The 19,799-nt window shown below is 52.2% G+C and carries 15 protein-coding genes; 5 read left to right on the top strand and 10 right to left on the bottom strand.

Annotation, left to right across the window (positions count from 1 at the left end; all coding sequences use genetic code 11):
• Positions 1–85: 85 nt before the first annotated feature.
• The 4 genes from CG67_RS09795 to nirB form a co-directional block, all read right to left on the bottom strand.
• Positions 86–1,477 (bottom strand): NarK family nitrate/nitrite MFS transporter, encoded by a 1,392-nt coding sequence (locus tag CG67_RS09795; protein WP_025902771.1) that lies wholly within the window; start codon positions 1,475–1,477, stop codon positions 86–88.
• A gap of 282 nt (positions 1,478–1,759) precedes the next feature.
• On the bottom strand, positions 1,760–2,587 hold the full coding sequence (gene cobA / locus CG67_RS09790; RefSeq protein WP_025902770.1) for a uroporphyrinogen-III C-methyltransferase: 828 nt from the start codon (positions 2,585–2,587) through the stop codon (positions 1,760–1,762).
• Positions 2,584–2,952: a nitrite reductase small subunit NirD gene (gene nirD, locus CG67_RS09785; RefSeq protein ID WP_025902769.1), complete on the bottom strand. Its 369-nt coding sequence runs from the start codon at positions 2,950–2,952 to the stop codon at positions 2,584–2,586. Before nirD ends, cobA begins: the two co-directional genes overlap by 4 nt.
• Entirely contained in the window at positions 2,952–5,492 is a 2,541-nt protein-coding gene (nirB, locus tag CG67_RS09780) for a nitrite reductase large subunit NirB (protein ID WP_025902768.1), read from the bottom strand. The genes nirD and nirB overlap by 1 nt, the downstream gene beginning before the upstream one ends.
• A 217-nt stretch (positions 5,493–5,709) precedes the next feature.
• Here nirB and CG67_RS09775 point away from each other — a divergent pair, with 217 nt between their 5' ends.
• Entirely contained in the window at positions 5,710–6,144 is a 435-nt protein-coding gene (locus tag CG67_RS09775) for a hypothetical protein (protein WP_051170921.1), read from the top strand.
• Positions 6,145–6,418: 274 nt separating this feature from the next.
• Here CG67_RS09775 and CG67_RS09770 read toward each other — a convergent pair whose 3' ends face one another.
• A complete protein-coding gene (locus tag CG67_RS09770; protein ID WP_025902766.1) occupies positions 6,419–7,324 on the bottom strand; it encodes a pyridoxal-phosphate dependent enzyme in 906 nt (301 codons plus the stop codon).
• Positions 7,325–9,158: 1,834 nt separating this feature from the next.
• Positions 9,159–10,793, bottom strand: coding sequence for an alpha,alpha-trehalase TreF (gene treF, locus CG67_RS09755; RefSeq protein WP_029991476.1), 1,635 nt, complete (start codon positions 10,791–10,793; stop codon positions 9,159–9,161).
• A gap of 477 nt (positions 10,794–11,270) precedes the next feature.
• Here treF and CG67_RS09750 point away from each other — a divergent pair, with 477 nt between their 5' ends.
• Positions 11,271–12,065 carry a siderophore-interacting protein gene (locus tag CG67_RS09750; RefSeq protein WP_038024768.1) on the top strand — a complete coding sequence of 265 codons (795 nt, stop codon included), beginning with the start codon at positions 11,271–11,273 and terminating at the stop codon, positions 12,063–12,065.
• 48 nt (positions 12,066–12,113) lie between these two features.
• Positions 12,114–12,614 (top strand): PadR family transcriptional regulator, encoded by a 501-nt coding sequence (locus tag CG67_RS09745; protein ID WP_025902761.1) that lies wholly within the window; start codon positions 12,114–12,116, stop codon positions 12,612–12,614.
• Between the two features lie 13 nt (positions 12,615–12,627).
• Here CG67_RS09745 and CG67_RS09740 read toward each other — a convergent pair whose 3' ends face one another.
• From CG67_RS09740 to CG67_RS17480, 3 genes are all read right to left on the bottom strand, one after another.
• On the bottom strand, positions 12,628–12,924 hold the full coding sequence (locus CG67_RS09740) for a SelT/SelW/SelH family protein (protein ID WP_025902760.1): 297 nt from the start codon (positions 12,922–12,924) through the stop codon (positions 12,628–12,630).
• A gap of 31 nt (positions 12,925–12,955) precedes the next feature.
• Entirely contained in the window at positions 12,956–13,960 is a 1,005-nt protein-coding gene (locus CG67_RS09735) for an MDR family oxidoreductase (protein WP_025902759.1), read from the bottom strand.
• A 223-nt stretch (positions 13,961–14,183) separates the two neighbouring features.
• A complete protein-coding gene (locus tag CG67_RS17480) occupies positions 14,184–14,348 on the bottom strand; it encodes a DUF1127 domain-containing protein (RefSeq protein ID WP_071780150.1) in 165 nt (54 codons plus the stop codon).
• A gap of 178 nt (positions 14,349–14,526) precedes the next feature.
• Between CG67_RS17480 and CG67_RS09730 the strand changes: the two genes are divergently transcribed.
• Both CG67_RS09730 and CG67_RS09725 read left to right on the top strand, forming a co-directional pair.
• Positions 14,527–15,939 carry a PLP-dependent aminotransferase family protein gene (locus tag CG67_RS09730; protein WP_025902758.1) on the top strand — a complete coding sequence of 471 codons (1,413 nt, stop codon included), beginning with the start codon at positions 14,527–14,529 and terminating at the stop codon, positions 15,937–15,939.
• A 577-nt stretch (positions 15,940–16,516) separates the two neighbouring features.
• A complete protein-coding gene (locus CG67_RS09725; RefSeq protein ID WP_025902757.1) occupies positions 16,517–18,667 on the top strand; it encodes an ornithine decarboxylase in 2,151 nt (716 codons plus the stop codon).
• A gap of 48 nt (positions 18,668–18,715) precedes the next feature.
• On the opposite strand, the gene mltC is transcribed toward CG67_RS09725, so the two are convergent.
• Complete coding sequence (mltC, locus tag CG67_RS09720) at positions 18,716–19,792, bottom strand: membrane-bound lytic murein transglycosylase MltC (protein ID WP_025902756.1); 1,077 nt, start codon at positions 19,790–19,792, stop codon at positions 18,716–18,718.
• Positions 19,793–19,799 lie beyond the last annotated feature (7 nt).

Here is a 19,799-nt window from a genome sequence, read left to right as displayed (position 1 = left end):
TTTCCTCCGTACAGAGTCGCTTGTTTCGGCGTTGACTCTGTCAGGTATCCGGTAGGTAAAATGCCCGCTGAGCGGGCATACGCTTTTATTGTTTTGCGGGTTTTTTACGACCGTAGACCAGCCCGGTGACCAACAGGCCAACCACGTAAAATACCAGGAAAATTACCATTGCCCCCACCGGGGAACCGGTGAGATCCAATGAACTACCAAAGGCTTTAGGGATAAAGAATCCGCCGAATGCGCCAATTGCGGAGATAAAGCCCAGCGCGGAGGCAGTTTCAGTCACTGCGAGTTGCTGAACTTTGTCTTCGCTGACACCGTCTTTCAGCGCCTTATTGATAGTCAGCTGACGGAAGATCACAGCGATCATCTGAAAGGTGGAGCCACTCCCCAGCCCGGCGGTCAGGAAGAGCCCCATAAATACGGCATAGAATGCGGTGAAATTACCGTGGCTAGTGCCCCCGACCGGCAGCGTGAAAAACAGTAATCCGGTGAATAACACCATAAAAAGGTAATTAATGAGGGTGACGCGAACTCCGCCGAACTTATCGGAGATCATGCCGCCGAACGAACGGGCAAGTGCACCGATGAAAGGGCCAAAAAAGGCCAGTTTGAGAATATCGACTCCCGGAAACTGCGTTTTTGCCAGCATGGCAAATCCGGCGGAGAAACCAATAAACGAACCAAAAGTGGTCAGATACAAAAAACTCAGTAACCACATATGGCCGCGTTTAAGTACCGGCAACTGCTGGCGGATAGACAACCGGGTGCCCGGAACATCATTCATCGCAAACCAGGCGGCCAGTGTTGCGATAACCAGCAGGGGGACCCAGACCCAGGCGGTATTCGCCAGCCACAGCAGGCTGCCATCCGCCTGAGTGACGCTTTTACCACCGAGCAGACTAAATAACGGGACGACAAGAACCAGCGGAGCGACCAGTTGCATCACACTGACGCCGAGGTTCCCCAACCCCCCATTGATGCCAAGTGCGCTACCCTGACGTGCTTTCGGGAAGAAGAAGCTGATATTCCCCATACTTGAAGCAAAGTTTGCGCCGGCAAAACCACACAGCAGAGAGATAATAATGAAAGTGGAATAGCGGGTGCTGGTATCCTGTACCGCGATACCCAGCCAGAGACACGGGATAATCAGGATCACTGTAGAAATCGCCGTCCATTTCCTGCCACCGATTAACGGCACCATAAAAGAGTAAGGTACGCGCAGGATAGCTCCCGAAAGTGCAGGGAGGGCAGTTAACATAAATAGTTGATCAGTCGTAAAATTAAATCCGGCTTTGTTCAGATTAATAGAAACAGCGCTGAACAGCATCCAGACGCAAAAAGAGAGTAATAACGCAAACACTGACACCCACAGGTTCCGCTGCGCTATTTTTTTTCCGCTTTGCTCCCAGAACTGACTGTTTTCCGGCTCCCACTGCTGCAGCAGTCCGGAGTTTTTTCTCTTTGATAACGACATGGCTAAGCTCAGTGTTAATAGTTGATAGAGAAATTACCTGGTGTCAGGTAACGACAGGGTTAATGGATGAACGAATAATTAATGATAATCTTTCTTATCTATTGATATCTTTTTATTGTATTGCTACTGCGTAATTAATATATCCTGGCAAATGAGATGCCTGGTTTGATCTTAAACATGTTTCAGGAACTATTAATTTCGTGATGACATGCTTTGTTACTTACATTAAGATTTAATTAATTATTCACATTAATTAAATTATATTTCCCGGATCCCTGAGGATTAAAGATGAAATTCAGGACTCTTAGCGGATGAAATTATTTCATCCGTATACTTATCCGTTTTTTTATGGAGTTTGTGGTACAGATGAACGACTGACCCGACAATAATCAGACCGGGAGTACGAATACCGTCACAGAGTGCGGACAGTTCATTGAGTTGACCGATCCTGACGCGCTGCTGCGCCCGGGTACCATTTTCAATTACAGCGACCGGGGTATGTTTACCGGCACCAGCGTTCTGAAGCTGTGCACAGATATCAGCAGCCCGCTGTACCCCCATATAAATCACCAGAGTTTCGTCATCGCTGAAAGTCGTTAGCGGAACTGATATGGCGGAAGGTTGCCGGTGTCCGGTGATAAAGCGCACGCCTGAAGCGTGTGCACGGTGTGTCAGTGGAATTAATGCACTGGCGGCGCAGCCACTGGCCGCGGTAATACCGGGAACAACGGAGCAGGGAATACCTGCGGCTTGCAGAGCTTCCAGCTCTTCTCCGCCCCGGCCGAAAATAAGCGGATCACCACCTTTCAGCCGCACCACTTGTTGACCGGCTTCTGCCTCACGTATCAGGATGCGGTTAATCTCTTCCTGGGTATAACCAGGCTGACCGCATCGCTTTCCGGCAGCGATCCGTTTAACGTTCTGCGGGATCAGCGCCAGGATCTCATCAGACACCAGCAGATCATAAACCACGACATCGGCTTGCTGCAGGGATCGCAGGGCTTTCACGGTCAGTAATTCGGGATCACCCGGCCCTGCGCCGGTCAGTATCACCTGACCGGTCGCTGCCGGAAAATACGGCCAGGCATTACCCGGGACAGGGGATGTCATACACTGGTCACCGTATCGCCACCCGGTATAGCCGCCGGCAGAGTGCTTACCTGCACTGCGCCCTCAGAGACCCTCACCGCATACCCGGGGACGGAATAACGGTTGTCCTCCATACATAAACCATCACGCAGCCTGAAGTGCTGTTTTTTCAGCGGGCTGGCTACCCAGAGATCCCCCTGATGTTCAGCGATAATGCCCCGACTGAGTACACTTGCCTGAAAAAAAGGGTCAATGTTACTGATGGCATAAATCTGCACATCATCCCGCGGACGGAACAGAGCAACCTGATGATTTTCAACTAAAGCGCAGACGCCGGTACCAGGCAGAATATCGTTGACGTTACAAACAGTTATCCACTCAGTCATCATTTATCCTCCTGCAGGGCTACCGGAATGCGTTCTTCCGGTATTGCTGGCCGGTGTTGCTGGCCTTCGGGGACCATCTGAACCAGCATGTCACGTTGCGGACTGTTAACGAAATGATGGAACCGGACACGTGTCTCCGGGGTATCCAGGGTTTCACGCCATTCGCAGTGATATTTTTCCCTGAGTAAACGCAGGTCCTCTTCCGCCTGCTGAGCCATATTTAAGTGATCGTCGATGATCACTTTTCTCAGGTAATCGATCCCGCCTTCCAGGCTTTCGAGCCAGACCGAAGTACGTTGTAATTTATCGGCAGTGCGCAGATAGAACATCATAAAGCGATCGATATAGCGAACCAGTGTGGCCTGATCGAGGTCGGCCGCCAGCAGATCCGCGTGACGGGGTTTCATGCCTCCGTTACCACAGACATAAAGATTCCAGCCTTTTTCGGTAGCGATGACGCCAATATCCTTACTTTGTGCTTCAGCACATTCACGGGTACACCCGGAAACACCGAATTTCATTTTATGGGGAGTACGGATACCTTTGTAACGGTTTTCCAGCATGACCCCGAGTCCGGTGCTGTCCCCGACACCATAACGGCACCAGCGACTACCGACACAGGTTTTTGCCATGCGCAGAGCTTTGGCATAGGCATGACCGGTTTCAAACCCGGCATCCAGCAACCTCTGCCAGATCTCCGGTAAATCATCTTTCTGAACACCAAACAAAGCAATACGCTGTGAACCCGTGATCTTGCTGTACAGGGAGAATTCAGTCGCTACCTCACCGATAACCTTTAATTGTTGCGGGGTGATCTCCCCTCCGGGGCTACGGGGGATGACTGAATAGGTACCGTCCTTCTGGATGTTTGCCAGAAAGTTGTCGTTGGAGTCCTGTAACGGGACCAGTGCCGGTTGCAGGATATAATCATTCCATGCCGAGGCCAGCAGGCTGGCAATGGCGGGTTTACAGACTTCGCAACCGTATCCTTTACCGTATTGCCGGAGTAGTGCATCAAAGGTTTTGATTTGGCCGACCCGAATCAGATGAAACAGCTCCTGACGGGAGTAAGGGAAATGTTCACACAAATGGTGGGTGACTTCGATTCCCTGTCGTGTGAGTTCACTGTTCAGTACCTGCGTCAGTAGCGGAATACAGCCACCGCAACCGGTGCCGGCATGGGTGGTGGCTTTCAGTGCTGCTACGGTATGACATCCGTCGGCAATGGCTTTAATAATGGTGCCTTTACTGACATCAAAGCAGGAACAGATTTGAGCACTGTCCGGAAGCTTATCGACCCCCATCACCCGGCTTTCCCCTGCCGCATACGCAGGCAGGATCAGCTGGTCGGGATTTTCCGGCAGTTCAATGCCGTTCAGCATCAGTTGTAATAAATTAGCGTAATCGGAGGTATCTCCGACCAGCACGGCACCCAACAGCAGACGGTTATCAGCACTGACAATCAGACGCTTGTAAACCTCTTGATTTTCATTCAGATAAATATAGCTGCGGCAGCCCGGGGTGCGGCCATGAGCATCGCCCAGTCCGCCGACGTCGACCCCGAGTAATTTGAGTTTGGCACTCATATCGGCGCCATCGAATTCGGCGGGCTGATCACACAAGTGTGCGGCAACCACTCGTGCCATTTTGTATCCCGGGGCGACCAGCCCATAGACACGGTTTTCCCAACTGGCACATTCGCCGATGGCATAAATATCCGCATCACTGGTCTGGCACTGCTTATTAATCACAATTCCCCCGCGTTCAGCAGTCACCAGCCCGCATTGACGAGCGAGACTATCCTGCGGGCGAATACCGGTGGAGAACACAACAAAATCGGTTTCCAGAGAGGAACCGTCAGCAAATAACAGCGTCTTACGCGATTCGCTCCCCTGCTGAATAATCTGGCGGGTATTTTTTCCGGTGTGGACGTTAACCCCGAGACGTTCTATTTTTTTGCGTAGCTGTTCGCCCCCGGTCGTATCCAGTTGTTCGGCCATCAGTACACTGGAAAATTCGACGACATGGGTTTCAACACCGAGATTTTTCAGTGCCCCGGCCGCTTCAAGGCCCAGTAATCCGCCACCAATAACAACACCGCGTTTACTGCGTAGTGCACAGGCTTCTATTGCATTCAGGTCTTCAATGGTTCGGTAAACAAAGCAGTCAGGGCTGTTACTGCCTTCGATAGGGGGGATCCACGGATAAGAACCGGTGGCAATGACCAGCTTATCGTAACAGACCGTACGGCCAGCGGCTGAGCTTACCTCTTTACGCTGGCGATCAATGGTCAGTGCGCGCTCTGCGATAAAAACCTGAATATGATGTTTTCCGTAAAAATCTTCTCGAACCAGCGACAGATCTTCAGCGGTATGATGTGAAAAATAGGATGAGAGATGGACCCTGTCATACGCCTGGCGGGGTTCTTCGCAGAAAACAGTGATCTCATACTGGTTAGCGGGGGACTTATCGATCAATTCTTCGATAAAACGATGTCCCACCATACCATTTCCAATCACGCAGAGTCGTATAGTACGCATTGTGGCCTCACTGGAATGACAGAGGTATCACTCTACGATAAGGGAACTTCAGACGTGTTGATGTAAGTCAAATGCATCTTTAATCAGACAGACGTAATAAAACGGTATACCCCATAACAGGCGAGTGTAAGAGAATTCTGTATTCTCAGGGCATTACTTGTAAGAATAAAGATTGGCTGCTAGGTTTTTTACATAGCCTAAAAAAAGGGAAATGAAGATGAAAAAGACATTAACTGCTGTTGCTATTTCTATGACGTTCTTTACTGCGCATGTTTTTGCAGAAACGACTTCACAGCAGATTCAGGAACAGACTCAGCAGCTTAAAAATAGTGCATCAGAGACGACTGAGCAGGCTAAAGACCGCAGCGCGGAAATTGCTAACAAAACCAAACACCGTCTGCAGGAAAAAAATGAGCAGACAGTCAACAAGCTGAAAAACGGTGGTCACACCACTACTACTGACGCAGCGAAAGAGAAATCACAGAAAGCCTGGAACCGTACTAAAGAAGGTACTGAGAAAGGCTGGAACAAGACGAAAGAAACCACCCACAAAGCGGTGAATGGTACTCAGGAAGGTGCAACCAAACTTTGGAATAAAACCAAAGATGCGGCATCCGATACTAAAAGTGCTATCTCTGAAAAAGTAAACTGATAATCCGGGCCGTCAGGCACCCAAATCAGATTTTCAGCTAAAGGCCCTCTGCAGTTGCAGGGGGCTTTTTTATTGCCGGAGAAGAGTTATTGCACGGTGGAGTCCCGAGTCCCGGGGTATCCGTCGGAAGGCCGGTAAACGTTTAGCCACCACGAATGCGCGCAGTTCTTAATGCTTCCCGGAGAGATGATTCCGGATCTGTACCGGGGGTTGTGGAAGCCATGTCTGACGCCACCATCAACACACCGGTATCAGCGTTTATCAGATGACGTGACTATTCAGCAAGTATTGCGCTGGCAGTCACCGATGCACCGCCGCAGACGATCACCAGTACATTATCATCGGCGGAAAACTGAATTTTCCGGTCATACAACAGTGACAGCGAAACACCGCAGGCAGGTTCTGTCAGTACGCGGTGGTCATCAAGAAAAGTCCGGCAGGCACTCACCGCTTCTTCATCGGAGACCAGCATACTGTGAACGTTGTGACGGGTTGCAACATCGAATGCATTTCTGCACACCTGGCTTGCGGCGAGTGTTGTGGCTATGCCACTGACAACCGGTAATCTGACGAGTTCGCCGGCATTCACCGAGGCATTCAGTGATGCCGTACCATAAGTTTCGCCGGCATAAACAGGGATATGCCCTAACTGGTGCCTGAGCAGTCCCTGAACGACACCTGAAAGTAAACTGCCCCCTCCGACAGACAGAACAACCGCATCAGGGGTTACTCCTTCTTCTATGACTTCATCAATGATTGAGCTGATCCCCTCCCACAGATGCGGGTCATCGAATGGATGAATATAAACCGTGTTACCGCTGGTGAGCGATAATGCGTGATCGTTAGCCTCGCTCCAGACTTTTCCGTGAACAATCAGTTGTGCACCTTCGCGGAGAATAAGTTGCCTTGCCATTAACGAGGTGGTTTCCGGTACTACGACCGTTACCGGCAGTCCCAGCTTTCTGCCACTGTGTGCCACAGAGATCCCGGCGTTCCCCCCGGAGGAACTGACAAAGCCGGTGGCTCCTTGCTCTGCATAATACCGGCATGCATTGGCTGCGCTGCGGAGTTTAAATGAACCGGTGGGCTGAGCCGATTCCATTTTTAGCCAGACATTGGTTTCTAAGCATTCACTCAGAGGAAGCGAATTTATAAGCGGGGTTTTGATACTTATTCTCATTCGTGGGTGCCTGTATTAGTAAATAAGGAAATTTATACGAAGAAAAAGGGGTGATAATATTTCAGAAAGTCTGCTTCTCTAACTTGTCACACCAGGGCAGTGACGGTAAAGAGATATTATTCCGGCACTGCGCCCTTTGCCCGGTCGCCCACGGCGGGATGCAGGCAGCAAGCCTTAATGCAAGGCGAACGGAATATTCACCGGTCTGACATAAAGAATGCATCCGTTTTCCCGCGTATCCGCTCTGAGCAGGTTCCGTCCGTTATACGTGAAGTAGTTTCAGTTGCCGCATGGCGGCGGCCGGGTTAAGGCCCGAAGGCGCGGGCCTTAACAATCCCCGCCCGGCGCAGGTCCTCGCTGTCCCCTCACTTATCGCTCCGGCCTGACGGCCCGCACGGATTCGCCGTCCTGGCTCAGCCGTGCTTTCGCCGGCGTCCATGCCGGCTCTGCCTGGCCGTCACTCTGCGCTCGGCGCTGCGGATAGCGCCCCAAAACCTGCTCTCCGGGCAGTAGTCCCCGTGTTTAGTCTTTTAAAATACGGAAAATGTCTTCTTGTCTGATGCTTGCACCGTGGGTCGGGCGAGAGGTCATGCTGAGCAGGAGCGAATCATGACCGGTCCGTAAAGAATATATGAGTGAGTGAAGGTACCGCGCAGCGGCGGGCAGGCTTGTCGCAAGGCAGGGAGTGCAGAGGGCGCGGCCATGCGCCCTTTGCCCGGTCGCCCGCAGCGGGGTGCAGGCAGCAAGCCTTAATGCAAGGCGAACGGAATATTCACCGGTCTGACATAAAGAATGCATCCGTTTTCCCGCGTATCCGCTCTGAGCAGGTTCCGCCCGTCATACGTGCAGTAGTTTCAGTTGCCGCGTGGCGGCGGCCGGGTTAAGGCCCGAAGGCGCGGGCCTTAACAATCCGCGCCTGGCGCAGGTCCTCGCTGTCCCCTCACTTATCGCTCCGGCCTGACGGTCCGCCCGGATTCGCCGTCCTGGCTCAACCGTGCTTTCGCCGGCGTCCATGCCGGCTCTGCCTGGCCGTCACTCTGCGCTCGGCGCTGCGGATAGCGCCCCAAAACCTGCTCTCCGGGCAGTGGTCCCCGTGTTTAGTCTTTTAAAATACGAAAAATGTCTTCTTATCTGATGTCTGCACTGTTGGTCGGGCGACATCGCACCGCTGAGCGAGGGAATGTGTCCAGGGCGAGCCGCAGGGACGCGGCGAGAGGTCATGCTGAGCAGGAGCGAATCATGACCGGTCCGTAAAGGACACATGAATGAGTGAAGGCACCGCGGAGCGGCGGGCAGGCCTGTCGCAAGGCCGGGAGTGCAGAGGGCGCGGCCATGCGCCCTTTGCCCGGTCGCCCGCAGCGGGGTGCAGGCAGCAAGCCTTAATGCAAGGCGAACGGAATATTCACCGGCCTGAGATAAAAATAACAGATGAGTTTAAAACCTGAAGACCGGCTAACGAAAAATCCCCAGGTTTTCCCGGGCTACCCACCCAGCGTATTACCGCGACATCGCACCGCTGAGCGAGTGAATGTGGCCAGGACGAGCCGCAGGGACGCGGCGAGAGGTCATGCTGAGCAGGAGCGAATCATGACCGGTCCGTAAAGGACACATGAATGAGTGAAGGCACCGCGGAGCGGCGGGCAGGCCTGTCGCAAGGCCGGGAGTGCAGAGGGCGCGGGCATGCGCCCTTTGCCCGGTCGCCCGCAGCGGGGCCCGGGCAGCATGCCTTATTACAAAGCGAACGGAATATTCACCGGTCTGAGATAAAAATAACAGATGAGTTTAAAACCTGAAGACCGGCTAACGAAAACTCTCCCGATTGCCCCCGCCCCCCTTACCCCTTTGGCAGAAAACGCCCATACATCGTCATCAGTTTACGTGTTACACCGTTCGTCCAGCCAAAACCATCCTGCAACGGATATTCACCACCCCCTCCGGGCTGTGAATGCTCACTGCTGATATCATATTTTTCAACCAGCTTATGATGCAGCGAATAGAAACGGGTAACGGTTTTCAGCCAGTTCACCGCAATTTCGCGGGCGAGTGCAGTTTCACCATAAGCATTCAGTCCTTCAATCGCCATCCATTGCAGCGGTGCCCAGCCATTGGGTTTATCCCATTGCTCGCCGCTATTTACCATCGATGAAACCAGTCCTCCCTCAGTCAGCAATAATCTGCGTAGCTCAGCCGACACCCGTTTCGCCTGAACCGGACTGGCTATACCCGTGAACAACGGTACAACAGCCGCGGCTGAAAAGGAGCCAAACGTACTCCGCCGCCAGTCATAGTCGCGATAAACCCCATCCACGTCATCCCACAGATAGTGATCCATCGCTTTACGTCGGGCATCGGCTTTTAACTGCCATGTCCGTGAGGTGAGTGTTTCGCCTTCATTTTCCGCCAGACGGACGATTGTCGTTTCGAGTTTATACAGTAATGCATTCAAATCGACGGGAATAAACTGTGTGGTACGGATACTTGCCAGCCGGTCAGGGTCTCTGAGCCAGCGTGATGAGTAATCCCAGCCGGAAGCCGCACCGGCTCGTAAATCCCGGTACACCTCACCAGGCGGACGACCTGAATATTTTGCTGTGGCTATATCTTCCCGCCAGGCCTCATCCCGAGGTGTATCCCTGTCGTCCCAGTAACGGTTCAGTAGCGAACCGTCGGGCATCCGTACCACATGCCGGTAAGCCTGCTGTGGCAGAAGGGAGCCGGCACCGTCCATCCAGTATTCATGCTCGCGAATTAAATGCTGCAGATAGTGACTACTGCCGGGCAGTCCTGCTTCTTCAAATAATTCGACCATTAGCGAAAATACCGGCGGATGTGAGCGGCTCAGATAATAAGTCCGGTTCCCGTTAGGGATATGACCATAATGCTCAATCAGCCAGGCGAAGTTATCGGCCATATCCCTGAGCAGATCGGTTCTGCCGCTTTCGGGTAAACCCAGCATTGTAAAATAGGAATCCCAGTAATAAACCTCACCAAAACGTCCGCCGGGAACAAGATAAGGTTTGGGTAAAGGCAGTAACGATGAAAATGGCTGATGCTGACGGGGTTCCCTGACCAGTACCGGCCAGAGGTCGTCTATATGCTGACAGATAGGCTTATCCGCCTGCTGGTGGTGATAAACACCATGGTCGGGGGGAGGGGTAAAATGCTTTGCAACAAAATCCGCAAGTTCAAACTTTTTCCCGCTCCGGCGCAGCTTGCGATACAGGATGAGAATATCCAGCGGGTCACCTTTCGGAGAGCAGTCGGCAAAGGTCTTACTGTCCGGAAATATATGTGCATTTTGCACATGCTCAAATAGCTCCAGATAACGATCTGAAGGTGTCAGGGCATCGGCGGCAGGCAGACCTTCGATGATCCCGGGTTCGGGTTCATAATCATCCATCCCCTCCAGCCACAGCTCATAAGGATCGCCATGAATTCCGATGTCCCCGTCTTCCGGGAGTTCCGCCATCGTTTGCTGATGTTTATTTAATGAAGTGATAATTGCCTCCTCGCCAGCACCCGGGAAAACTGGTCAATTCATAAACACTAAGTATAGACAATCCTGCGAAGGCACAGCCCGGGGTGCGGAAAAGTACGAAAATAATGATGGAAGGCAGGCAGTCAGCGATTCAGTAATAGTTCGCGCGTAAGGGGGGGCTAAGTGTTTGACTATTGTCATAGCACCGCCTGCCCGGCTGCAGCCATACTCAGCGAGACAGACAAAAAATGCTACCGTTATTGCGGGTGTTGTTTTAATTAACTTATTGATTTTTAATTTTTTAATTACAGTTCTGGCACCAGGGAGGTGCATTTTTCCTGGCAGAAACCCTGTTTTCCTCTTGAAGTAAAGATATATCATAGATAGATTGCAATCTGGTAAATGAGAATCATTCCATGATAAAACCCTTCCTGAAGGGAAGGCTGAAGACTAATGCGGGAGAATTTTATGTCAGATACATTATCCTCGGGACGTGCGTTGCCTGAACGGGTAAAAAATGAATTACGTTTTCGTCAGATTACCGTCAGCAATAAACAATTGATTGCCGGAAAATTCTGGCGGATTGAATTTACCGGCGAAGAGCTTGCGGGTTATCACTCTCCGGGGTTTGATGACCATAGTAAGATTTTCTTCCCTGACCCGCAGACCGGCCGGTTGCGTTTGCCGGAAATCACGGAAGAAGGGATAGTCTGGCCAGGCGGAGAGCGTCCGGCAGCCAGAGACTACACCCCATTGTTTTTCGACGGGAAATCGCGGCTGACACTGGATTTTTATCGCCATGAAAAAGGCGTTGCCAGCGACTGGGCAGAAAACGCGAAAGCGGGGGATAGGCTGGCGGTCGGCGGGCCTCGTGGCTCACTGATTGTGCCGGCAGATTACCGGGTCCAATTGTTCGTCTTTGACGAAACCGGTCTGCCCGCTTTGCAACGCAGGCTGGCAGAAACCCACGCTGAGAAGCTGATCCTGCTGGCTTTTACCGATGAATCCCTGGTAAAAAATTATCTGCCGTCGCTACCGGACAATGCTGAGCTGACGTGCTACGGAGCGGGCTCGATGAATACCGATGGGGTCCGGCACAGCCTGCAACAACTGGCTTCACTGGAGTTACCGCAGGATGACTATTTCATCTGGCTGACCGGGGAAGGGGAATCTGTCAAAATGTTAAGTGATTACTTTACCGGCCAGCGTGACTGCCATCCCGCCCTGGTGCGGGGCGTAGCTTACTGGCACCGAAAAGGATAATAACTCTGCCCGCCGGGGGGTTCCGGCACAGAGAAAAGGAACGAGATTATGAATATTTCCCAACCCGGATCACATCAACGCCGTCGTCGTGAGAAAATGCTGGATGCTGCAGAAATCAGGTTACTGATCTTAAGCTTTCTGCAGCAGCAACCCGCGCATGGTTATGAGCTGATTAAGTCGATAGAAACCCTGGCACAGGGAGAGTACAGCCCAAGCCCGGGGATTATTTATCCTGCGCTGATGCTGCTGGAAGAGATGGATGCTATTGTGCCGCAAAACCCGGGGTCCGGGCGCAAGAGCTACCAGCTGACGGGGTACGGGGAACAATTTCTGAAAGATGGTGAGCAGCAATTACAGGAAATTACGGCCCGGCTGAAGACGCTGGCCGTGGCCGGGAAAAATCGCCGTATCCCGCAGATTGAAAGGGCGGTACATAACCTGAGGACGGCACTGAATACCCGTCTGGCGGAACCGGAAATCTCGCAGGAAACGCTGTACGCCATTATCGATGCATTGGACGACGCTGCAAAGCGGATTGAACGGGGCTAAGGGTAAGGGCGGCTCAGTTGCCGGGTTTCCCCGGATTATCAATATGCCCCAGCGCTTTTTCCGGGAAACAATAGTCCCTGACCCGTTTTTTCAGACTGACCGCATCCGGAAAACCACCGTCACGTTTTCTTTCCCATAACAGATGGTCGTCGGCATGAATTTCAAAGATCCCGCCGCGACCGGGTTTCAGTGTAACGGCGGCCAGATCATCGGCAAAGGTACTTAATAATTCCTGGGCCATCCAGGAAGAACGAAGCAGCCACTGGCACTGGCTGCAATAATGTATGGTGATCACCGGGCGAGTCTTCATCTTTTTTCCTGAGCAATGGCTCTGCGGATCGTCAGACCGACGGTTCCGCAGAAGAGTAACAATCCACCACCAGTCTGCCACGAACCTGCCCGCGAAGTAAGTCATCAGCATGACTGATGGCGGATGCCAGCGGTATCGTTTTGGTCATTCTTCTCAGATGTTCACTGTCGCAGAGTGAAGCCAGCCTTTCCCAGGCTTGCTGGCGGCGGTGCATCGGGCACATCACACTGTCGACCCCGGCCAGAGTCACGGCACGTAAGATAAAGGGTGCCACACTGGCGGGCAGGTCCAGTCCCTGAGCCATGCCACAGGCAGCGACCACGCCATAACGGGCAGTGCCTGCCAGTACATTACTCAGCGTATGGCCGCCGACAGTATCTATGGCAGCAGCCCATTGTTCTTTCGCCAGCGGTTTCGCAGGCTTATTCAGCGTTTCACGCGGAATAATACGTGATGCGCCAAGGGTATTCAGCAGATACTCACTGTCATCGGGCCTTCCTGTGCTGGCAATGACGCGGTAACCCGCTTTTGCCAGCAGCCAGACGGCAAAGCTCCCGACGCCTCCGCTGGCACCGGTCACCAGAACCTCCCCCTGCTGCGGGGTGATCCCTTGCTTTTCCAGGGTCATCAGGCACAGCATTGCGGTCAGCCCGGCAGTCCCGATGGCCATTGCGTCCGCAGGCGTTAGCGCTTCAGGAAGCGCGACCAGCCAGTCGCCGTCTGCGGAGGCTTTTCCTGCCAGACCGCCCCAGTGACTTTCACCGACCCCGTAACCGGTCAGAATAGCCAGGTCGCCGGGACGCCATCGTGGATGGCGGCTCGAGGTAACCCGGCCGACAAAATCGATCCCCGGTACCATCGGAAACTGACGGATAATCGGTGCCTTATTCTCTATTGCCAGCGCATCTTTATAATTCAGCCCGGAAAACAACACATCGAGTGATACCGATGCCGGAGGTAACTGCGCATCGTCTATCCGGCTTAATGTGGTTCTGTAACCCTGTTTGTCATTTTCAATCAATATGGCCTGAAACATGAATAACTCCCGGATAAATAATGCGCGTTACAAGGCGGTGCGGTTATACACAGCAATTCAGCATATCAGGGCGGATATCTAAAATAAAACAGCGTAATAACGTAAAGGAGTTGCAGGTATCCCGACAGAAGACGATCGGCGATACCCACGGTTGTGGCAGTATAAACTCCCGCACATCCGAAATGCCTCGCAGTGCCTGGCGAGCCAGGGGGATCTGCTGCGGTTAATCCGAATCATTCTGTCGCTTTCCAGCCGTTTTCGGTGGCTCATTATTCACCTGCTGAAGATCCCGCCGGTTTCTTCTGTGCAGCCATACTCGTTTCAGTGATCTGGCCAGTAAGACGTAGCCAATAAATGGCTGATTTGCTCTGTTTTCATGAAATTCCATTCTGCTACCCCCGCGTGTTATCAGAGGCTTTATCTTCACCGATCCCTGCATAAACAATACAGACACAAAAAATACTTTTATTCAGCATACAGATTAGCTAAAAATGTGACTGTTTCGCAGGTTATTCACTTATCTGTACTGGTTAATTAATCTGTATGGTGAAAATTAAGGATACAGCATGACGCGTTACCAGCATCTGGCTAATCTTCTGGCGCAGCGTATTGAGCAGGGATTCTACCGGGAAGGCGAAAAACTACCTTCAGTACGCCGCCTGAGCCAGGAACATGGTGTCAGCATCAGTACCGTTCAGCAAAGCTATCAGTTGCTTGAACAACAACGACTGATCACTGCACAACCCCGCTCCGGATACTTTGTGGCTCCGCAACAGCTACAGGCTCCGGTTCCCCAGATGTCTCGTCCGATCCAACGCCCGGTGGAGATTACCCAATGGGAACAGGTGCTGAGCATGCTGAATGTGCGTGATGATAAAGACGTCATTACCTTTGGCGGCGGTTCACCGGATATGGAGCAGCCCGGTCTGAAACCGCTGTGGCGTGAGTTCAGCAAAGTGATCCGCCATGATAGCGGAGATATTCTGAAATATGATGCTCTGACCGGGCAGAGGGAGTTGCGGGAGCAGATCGCACGCCTGATGCTGGGTGCCGGTTCGAGGGTCACAGCGGATGACGTGGTGATCACCAGTGGTTGTCATAATGCATTATCGCTGGCTTTGCTGGCCGTGTGCGAGCCCGGGGATATTATCGCGGTTGAATCACCAACCTATTACGGCACAATGCAGTTATTGCGCGGCTTAGGCTTTAAAGCTATTGAGATCCCAACCGATCCTGTTAACGGGATAAGTGTTGAAGCACTGGAACTGGCTCTGGAACAGTGGCCGGTCAAAGGGGTGATCCTGGTACCGAACTGCAATAACCCGCTAGGGTTTATCATGCCCGATAAGCGTAAACGAGCGGTACTGGCACTGGCCCAGAGTCATGACATTGTGATTTTCGAAGATGATATTTATGGTGATCTGGCCACCGATTATCCACGGCCACAGACCATCCATTCCATGGATATTGACGGTCGGGTGATGCTGTGCAGCTCATTTACTAAAACCATCGCTCCCGGCCTGCGTATTGGCTGGATTATCCCCGGGCGGAATTACGATCGTCTGTTGCAGAAAAAATATGCTGTCAGCGGCACTAATGTCCCGTCAACCCAGATGGCGGTTTCTGCTTTCATTCGTGAAGGGTATTATCACCGCCATGTGCGCCGTATGCGGCAAATTTATCAGCGCAATATGGAAATTTACACCGGTTGGCTGCGGGAATACTTTCCCTGTGGCATCTGCGTGACCCGGCCGAAAGGGGGCTTTATGTTGTGGGTTGAGTTGCCAGCGCAGGTCGATATGGTTTGTGTTTCCCGCCAGTTATGTCGTCTGAAAATTCACGTCGCACCTGGCTCATTATTTTCAGCTTCCGGTAAATACAGAAATTGCCTGAGGATCAATTGTGCTCTGCCACCGATTGAAAAACACCGGCAGGTGATGGTGAAGCTGGGTGAGGCCGTCAAAATGGCGATGGAATAATGGGGTGGTTGCACAGGATCCGATGCTCAACCGGGGGGCAGGCAGGATAGTGTTTTCACAACAATGAGCAGGGACGGGCTGTGTTACGTTTCGTAATGAATATAAAATCAGTAAATACGTTTATTCATTCCTGATGTTTTTTATTTCTCATTAATAAACAATAAGTTAATTTGATTTTTGGCGTAAATGGTTTGATTAATTATTGCTTGCCTGTCCCTGTCAAAGGTGACATTATGAGCGCCGTTTATTTTCTGACGTTATTCACTGCCCTGAGAGGTTATTACGGTGCAAAAGATGCGTTGCTCTGCTCGTAATGTTTTACCCCGGCTGCGGATCCTTAACCTGCGGTTGACGGGCACCTGCCGGAAAATCCACTCAGTCACCATGCGGTGAAGCCAGCCATTGGCTCATTGTTGGGCATGAGTAAAAACAGAAACTGTTCTGATTTTACTGATGTCTATCATCCTGAACCCTGATCCGGTTCACAGCCAGATATCTGACATTATTCGCCGGGGAACTATCCTCATTGCCGTGCCTATGTGCACCCACTCATCCTTGACCTTTGGGGATTTGTGTCATGACACCATTAAAAATTGCGGCCAGTGCCGCACTGATCCCGCAGATCACTTCACCGCGAGCGCTGGTATCACTGGAACATACCGATTTTACCGATATTGCTGCCGTCGTACTGACCCATGCGGATGCATCGATGGGGATGCTGTCTCTGCTGAACCACAGTGGCTTCAATTTACCGGTATTTGTTGCCGGTGGCCCGTTGTCCCCGGATCTTCAGCAGAAGGGTGTTCGCGGCATTTATCAGCCGGATGATGCCGGCCATCAGGCACTGGAAGAGGCTGCCTGTGAATATCAGCAAACATTGCTCCCCCCGTTTTTCGATACGCTGACCCGCTATGTGTCGATGAAAAACAGCACCTTCGCCTGTCCGGGTCATCAGGGAGGAGAGTTCTTCCGTAAGCATCCGGCCGGCCGGCAGTTTTATGACTTTTATGGTGAGAATGTTTTCCGTTCTGACATGTGTAATGCAGATGTCCGGCTGGGGGATCTGCTTATCCATGAAGGTTCGGCCAAAGATGCCCAGAAATTTGCTGCCCGTGTCTTCAACGCAGATAAAACCTACTTTGTCCTTAACGGCACCTCCAGCGCGAATAAAGTTGTGACCAATGCCCTGCTGACCCCGGGCGATCTGGTATTATTTGACCGTAATAACCACAAGTCTAACCACCATGGCGCCTTAATTCAGGCCGGCGCCACACCGGTGTATCTGGAAGCGGCGCGGAATCCGTTCGGGTTTATCGGCGGCATTGATGCTCATTGTTTTGAAGAAGAGTATCTGCGGGGGCAGCTGCAAAAAGTTGCTCCCCACCGCGCTGAGGATAAACGCCCGTTCCGGTTGGCTATCATACAACTCGGTACTTATGATGGTACGGTTTACAATGCCCGGCAGGTCGTGGATAAAATCGGTCACCTCTGTGACTATATTCTTTTCGACTCCGCCTGGCTCGGGTATGAACAGTTTATTCCTATGATGGCAGACTGTTCGCCTCTGTTACTGGAACTGACCCCGGAAGATCCCGGCATATTTGTCACTCAGTCGGTCCATAAGCAGCTGGCAGGTTTTTCCCAGACTTCTCAGATCCATAAAAAGGATAATCATATCCGCGGGCAGCGGCGGTTCTGTCCGCATAAGCGCCTGAACAATGCGTTTATGCTGCATGCTTCCACCAGCCCGTTTTACCCGCTGTTTGCCGCACTGGATGTGAACGCAAAAATTCACCAGGGGCAGGCCGGACGGAAGATGTGGCAGGACTGTGTCATCCTGGGGATTGAAGCGCGTAAAGCTATCCTGTCCCGATGCCAAATGATCCGGCCGTTCCTGCCGGAAACGGTGGGCGGGCAGCGCTGGGAGGATATTCCTACCGGCATACTGGCCAGCAATCGCCGCTATTTCAGTTTTGAACCGGAGGCGCGGTGGCACGGATTTTCCGGTTATGCCCGCGGACAATATCTGGTGGATCCTTGCAAATTACTGCTGACCACACCCGGTATTGATGCAGCCACCGGTGAGTACAGCGACTTCGGGATCCCGGCGACGATCCTCGCACATTACCTGCGGGAAAACGGTATTGTGCCGGAAAAATGCGACCTGAACTCGATTTTGTTCCTGCTTACCCCGGCAGAAAGTGCAGATAAAATGGCTCATCTGGTCGCGATGCTGGCACAGTTTGAAGAACATGTGCAACAGGATGCATTGCTGGAAGATGTACTGCCTACGATCTACCGCAAGTATGAGCAGCGTTATCAGGGGTACACTTTGCGCCGCTTATGCCAGGAAATGCATAATCTTTATGTCAGCTATCGGGTCAAAGATCTGCAAAAAGCCATGTTCCGGGAAAAAAGTCTGCCTGTGGTGGCGATGGATGCGCAGAAGGCTCATCATCTTTATCTGCGTGGTGAAGTTGAGCTGGTCCCGCTGGCGGAAGCCAGTGGCCGGATAGCGGCCGAAGGAGCTTTGCCTTATCCGCCGGGTGTGCTTTGCGTCGTTCCTGGTGAAATCTGGGGCGGGGCGGTGCGGGATTACTTTCTGGCACTGGAAGAAGGCATCAATCAGTTACCGGGCTTCTCTCCGGAACTGCAGGGCGTCTATATCCGCGAAGATGAACAACAGAATGAACGGCTGTATGGCTGGGTTGTTCTTCCCGGGGCGTAAGCGGCCTGAACGACAGACCCCGGAGCCATTCAGGCTCCGGGGTTCCGGTCAATAACGATAATAGCTGCGCTCAGCGTTGTTCACTTTATACAGGTAACGGCGTGATTCCATTGACGGATGGTTGTTAACCAGTGTCTGGTACACTTCATCCGGAGACATGGCATTAATCATATCAAGAGCCTGGTCTTTGTTACCGGAGAATACCCTCAGTACACTCCCGGCACCGCCATTATAAGCGGTGATCACCGCATAACGTCGCGATAGCGGGTTAGTGATCCCTGCGAGATAACTTTTCTGCAGCAATGAGAGATACGCGGTACCGGCATCAATATTATTTTCCGGGTCCAGCAGATAACTCCGGCTGGGTTTACCCCACTTACCTTTCATACGGAAAACATCCACACCGGCGGTATGCTGTACCACCTGCATCAGTCCCAGTGCATCAGAATTGCTGACGGCGTAGGGGTTAAAGCTGGACTCTATCTGCATAATTGCCAGGATCAGTGAGGCATCAACACCATACTGTTCCGAAGCCTGACGAACCAACGGCAAATACTTGTGAGCACGTTTATTCAGATGGTTAGGCACCATCGGGATAGTCACGGACCAAATGACATGCAGCCCTGACATACGGCGCTGCAGGCGGTGTTTCAGTAAGTAGTCGGCAAAACTGGCGGCCCGGCCCTCCCAGCGAATGGAATGACCGGTATTATCCAGCACTTCACCATACAGCAAGGGTTCCTGGCTGAGTTTGATATCATTCGCATCGGAGTACAGATCGACGTTACCCGGGTTTTCGCCAACCAGTAACGTGGTGATGATTGCCTGCCGCAGGCTTGCCATCGGATCCGTCCCGGCGATGGTCTCGACGGTTATTTTACCGCTGTCGAAGTTAATGTGACTACGGGTATAATAATTGTCACTGTACTTCACATAGTCTTTCGGACCGGCAATCAGAACCTCATTGATCCCCCAGATATTCTCGATGTTATGGGCAAACTGGCCCATCAGAATATCGAAACCATTGGTGTCCTTCACCCAGTCTTCATTAAACGCCGGGGGCTTATGACTGGAGCAGGAAACCAGTAATGGGGCAATCACCAGAAACGGGTACAGTTTTTTCATTTTTTTG

The sequence above is a fragment of the Tatumella sp. UCD-D_suzukii genome (assembly GCF_000611875.2).
GTDB lineage: Bacteria > Pseudomonadota > Gammaproteobacteria > Enterobacterales > Enterobacteriaceae > Tatumella > Tatumella ptyseos.
This window is presented reverse-complemented; position numbering and strand designations above follow the sequence as displayed.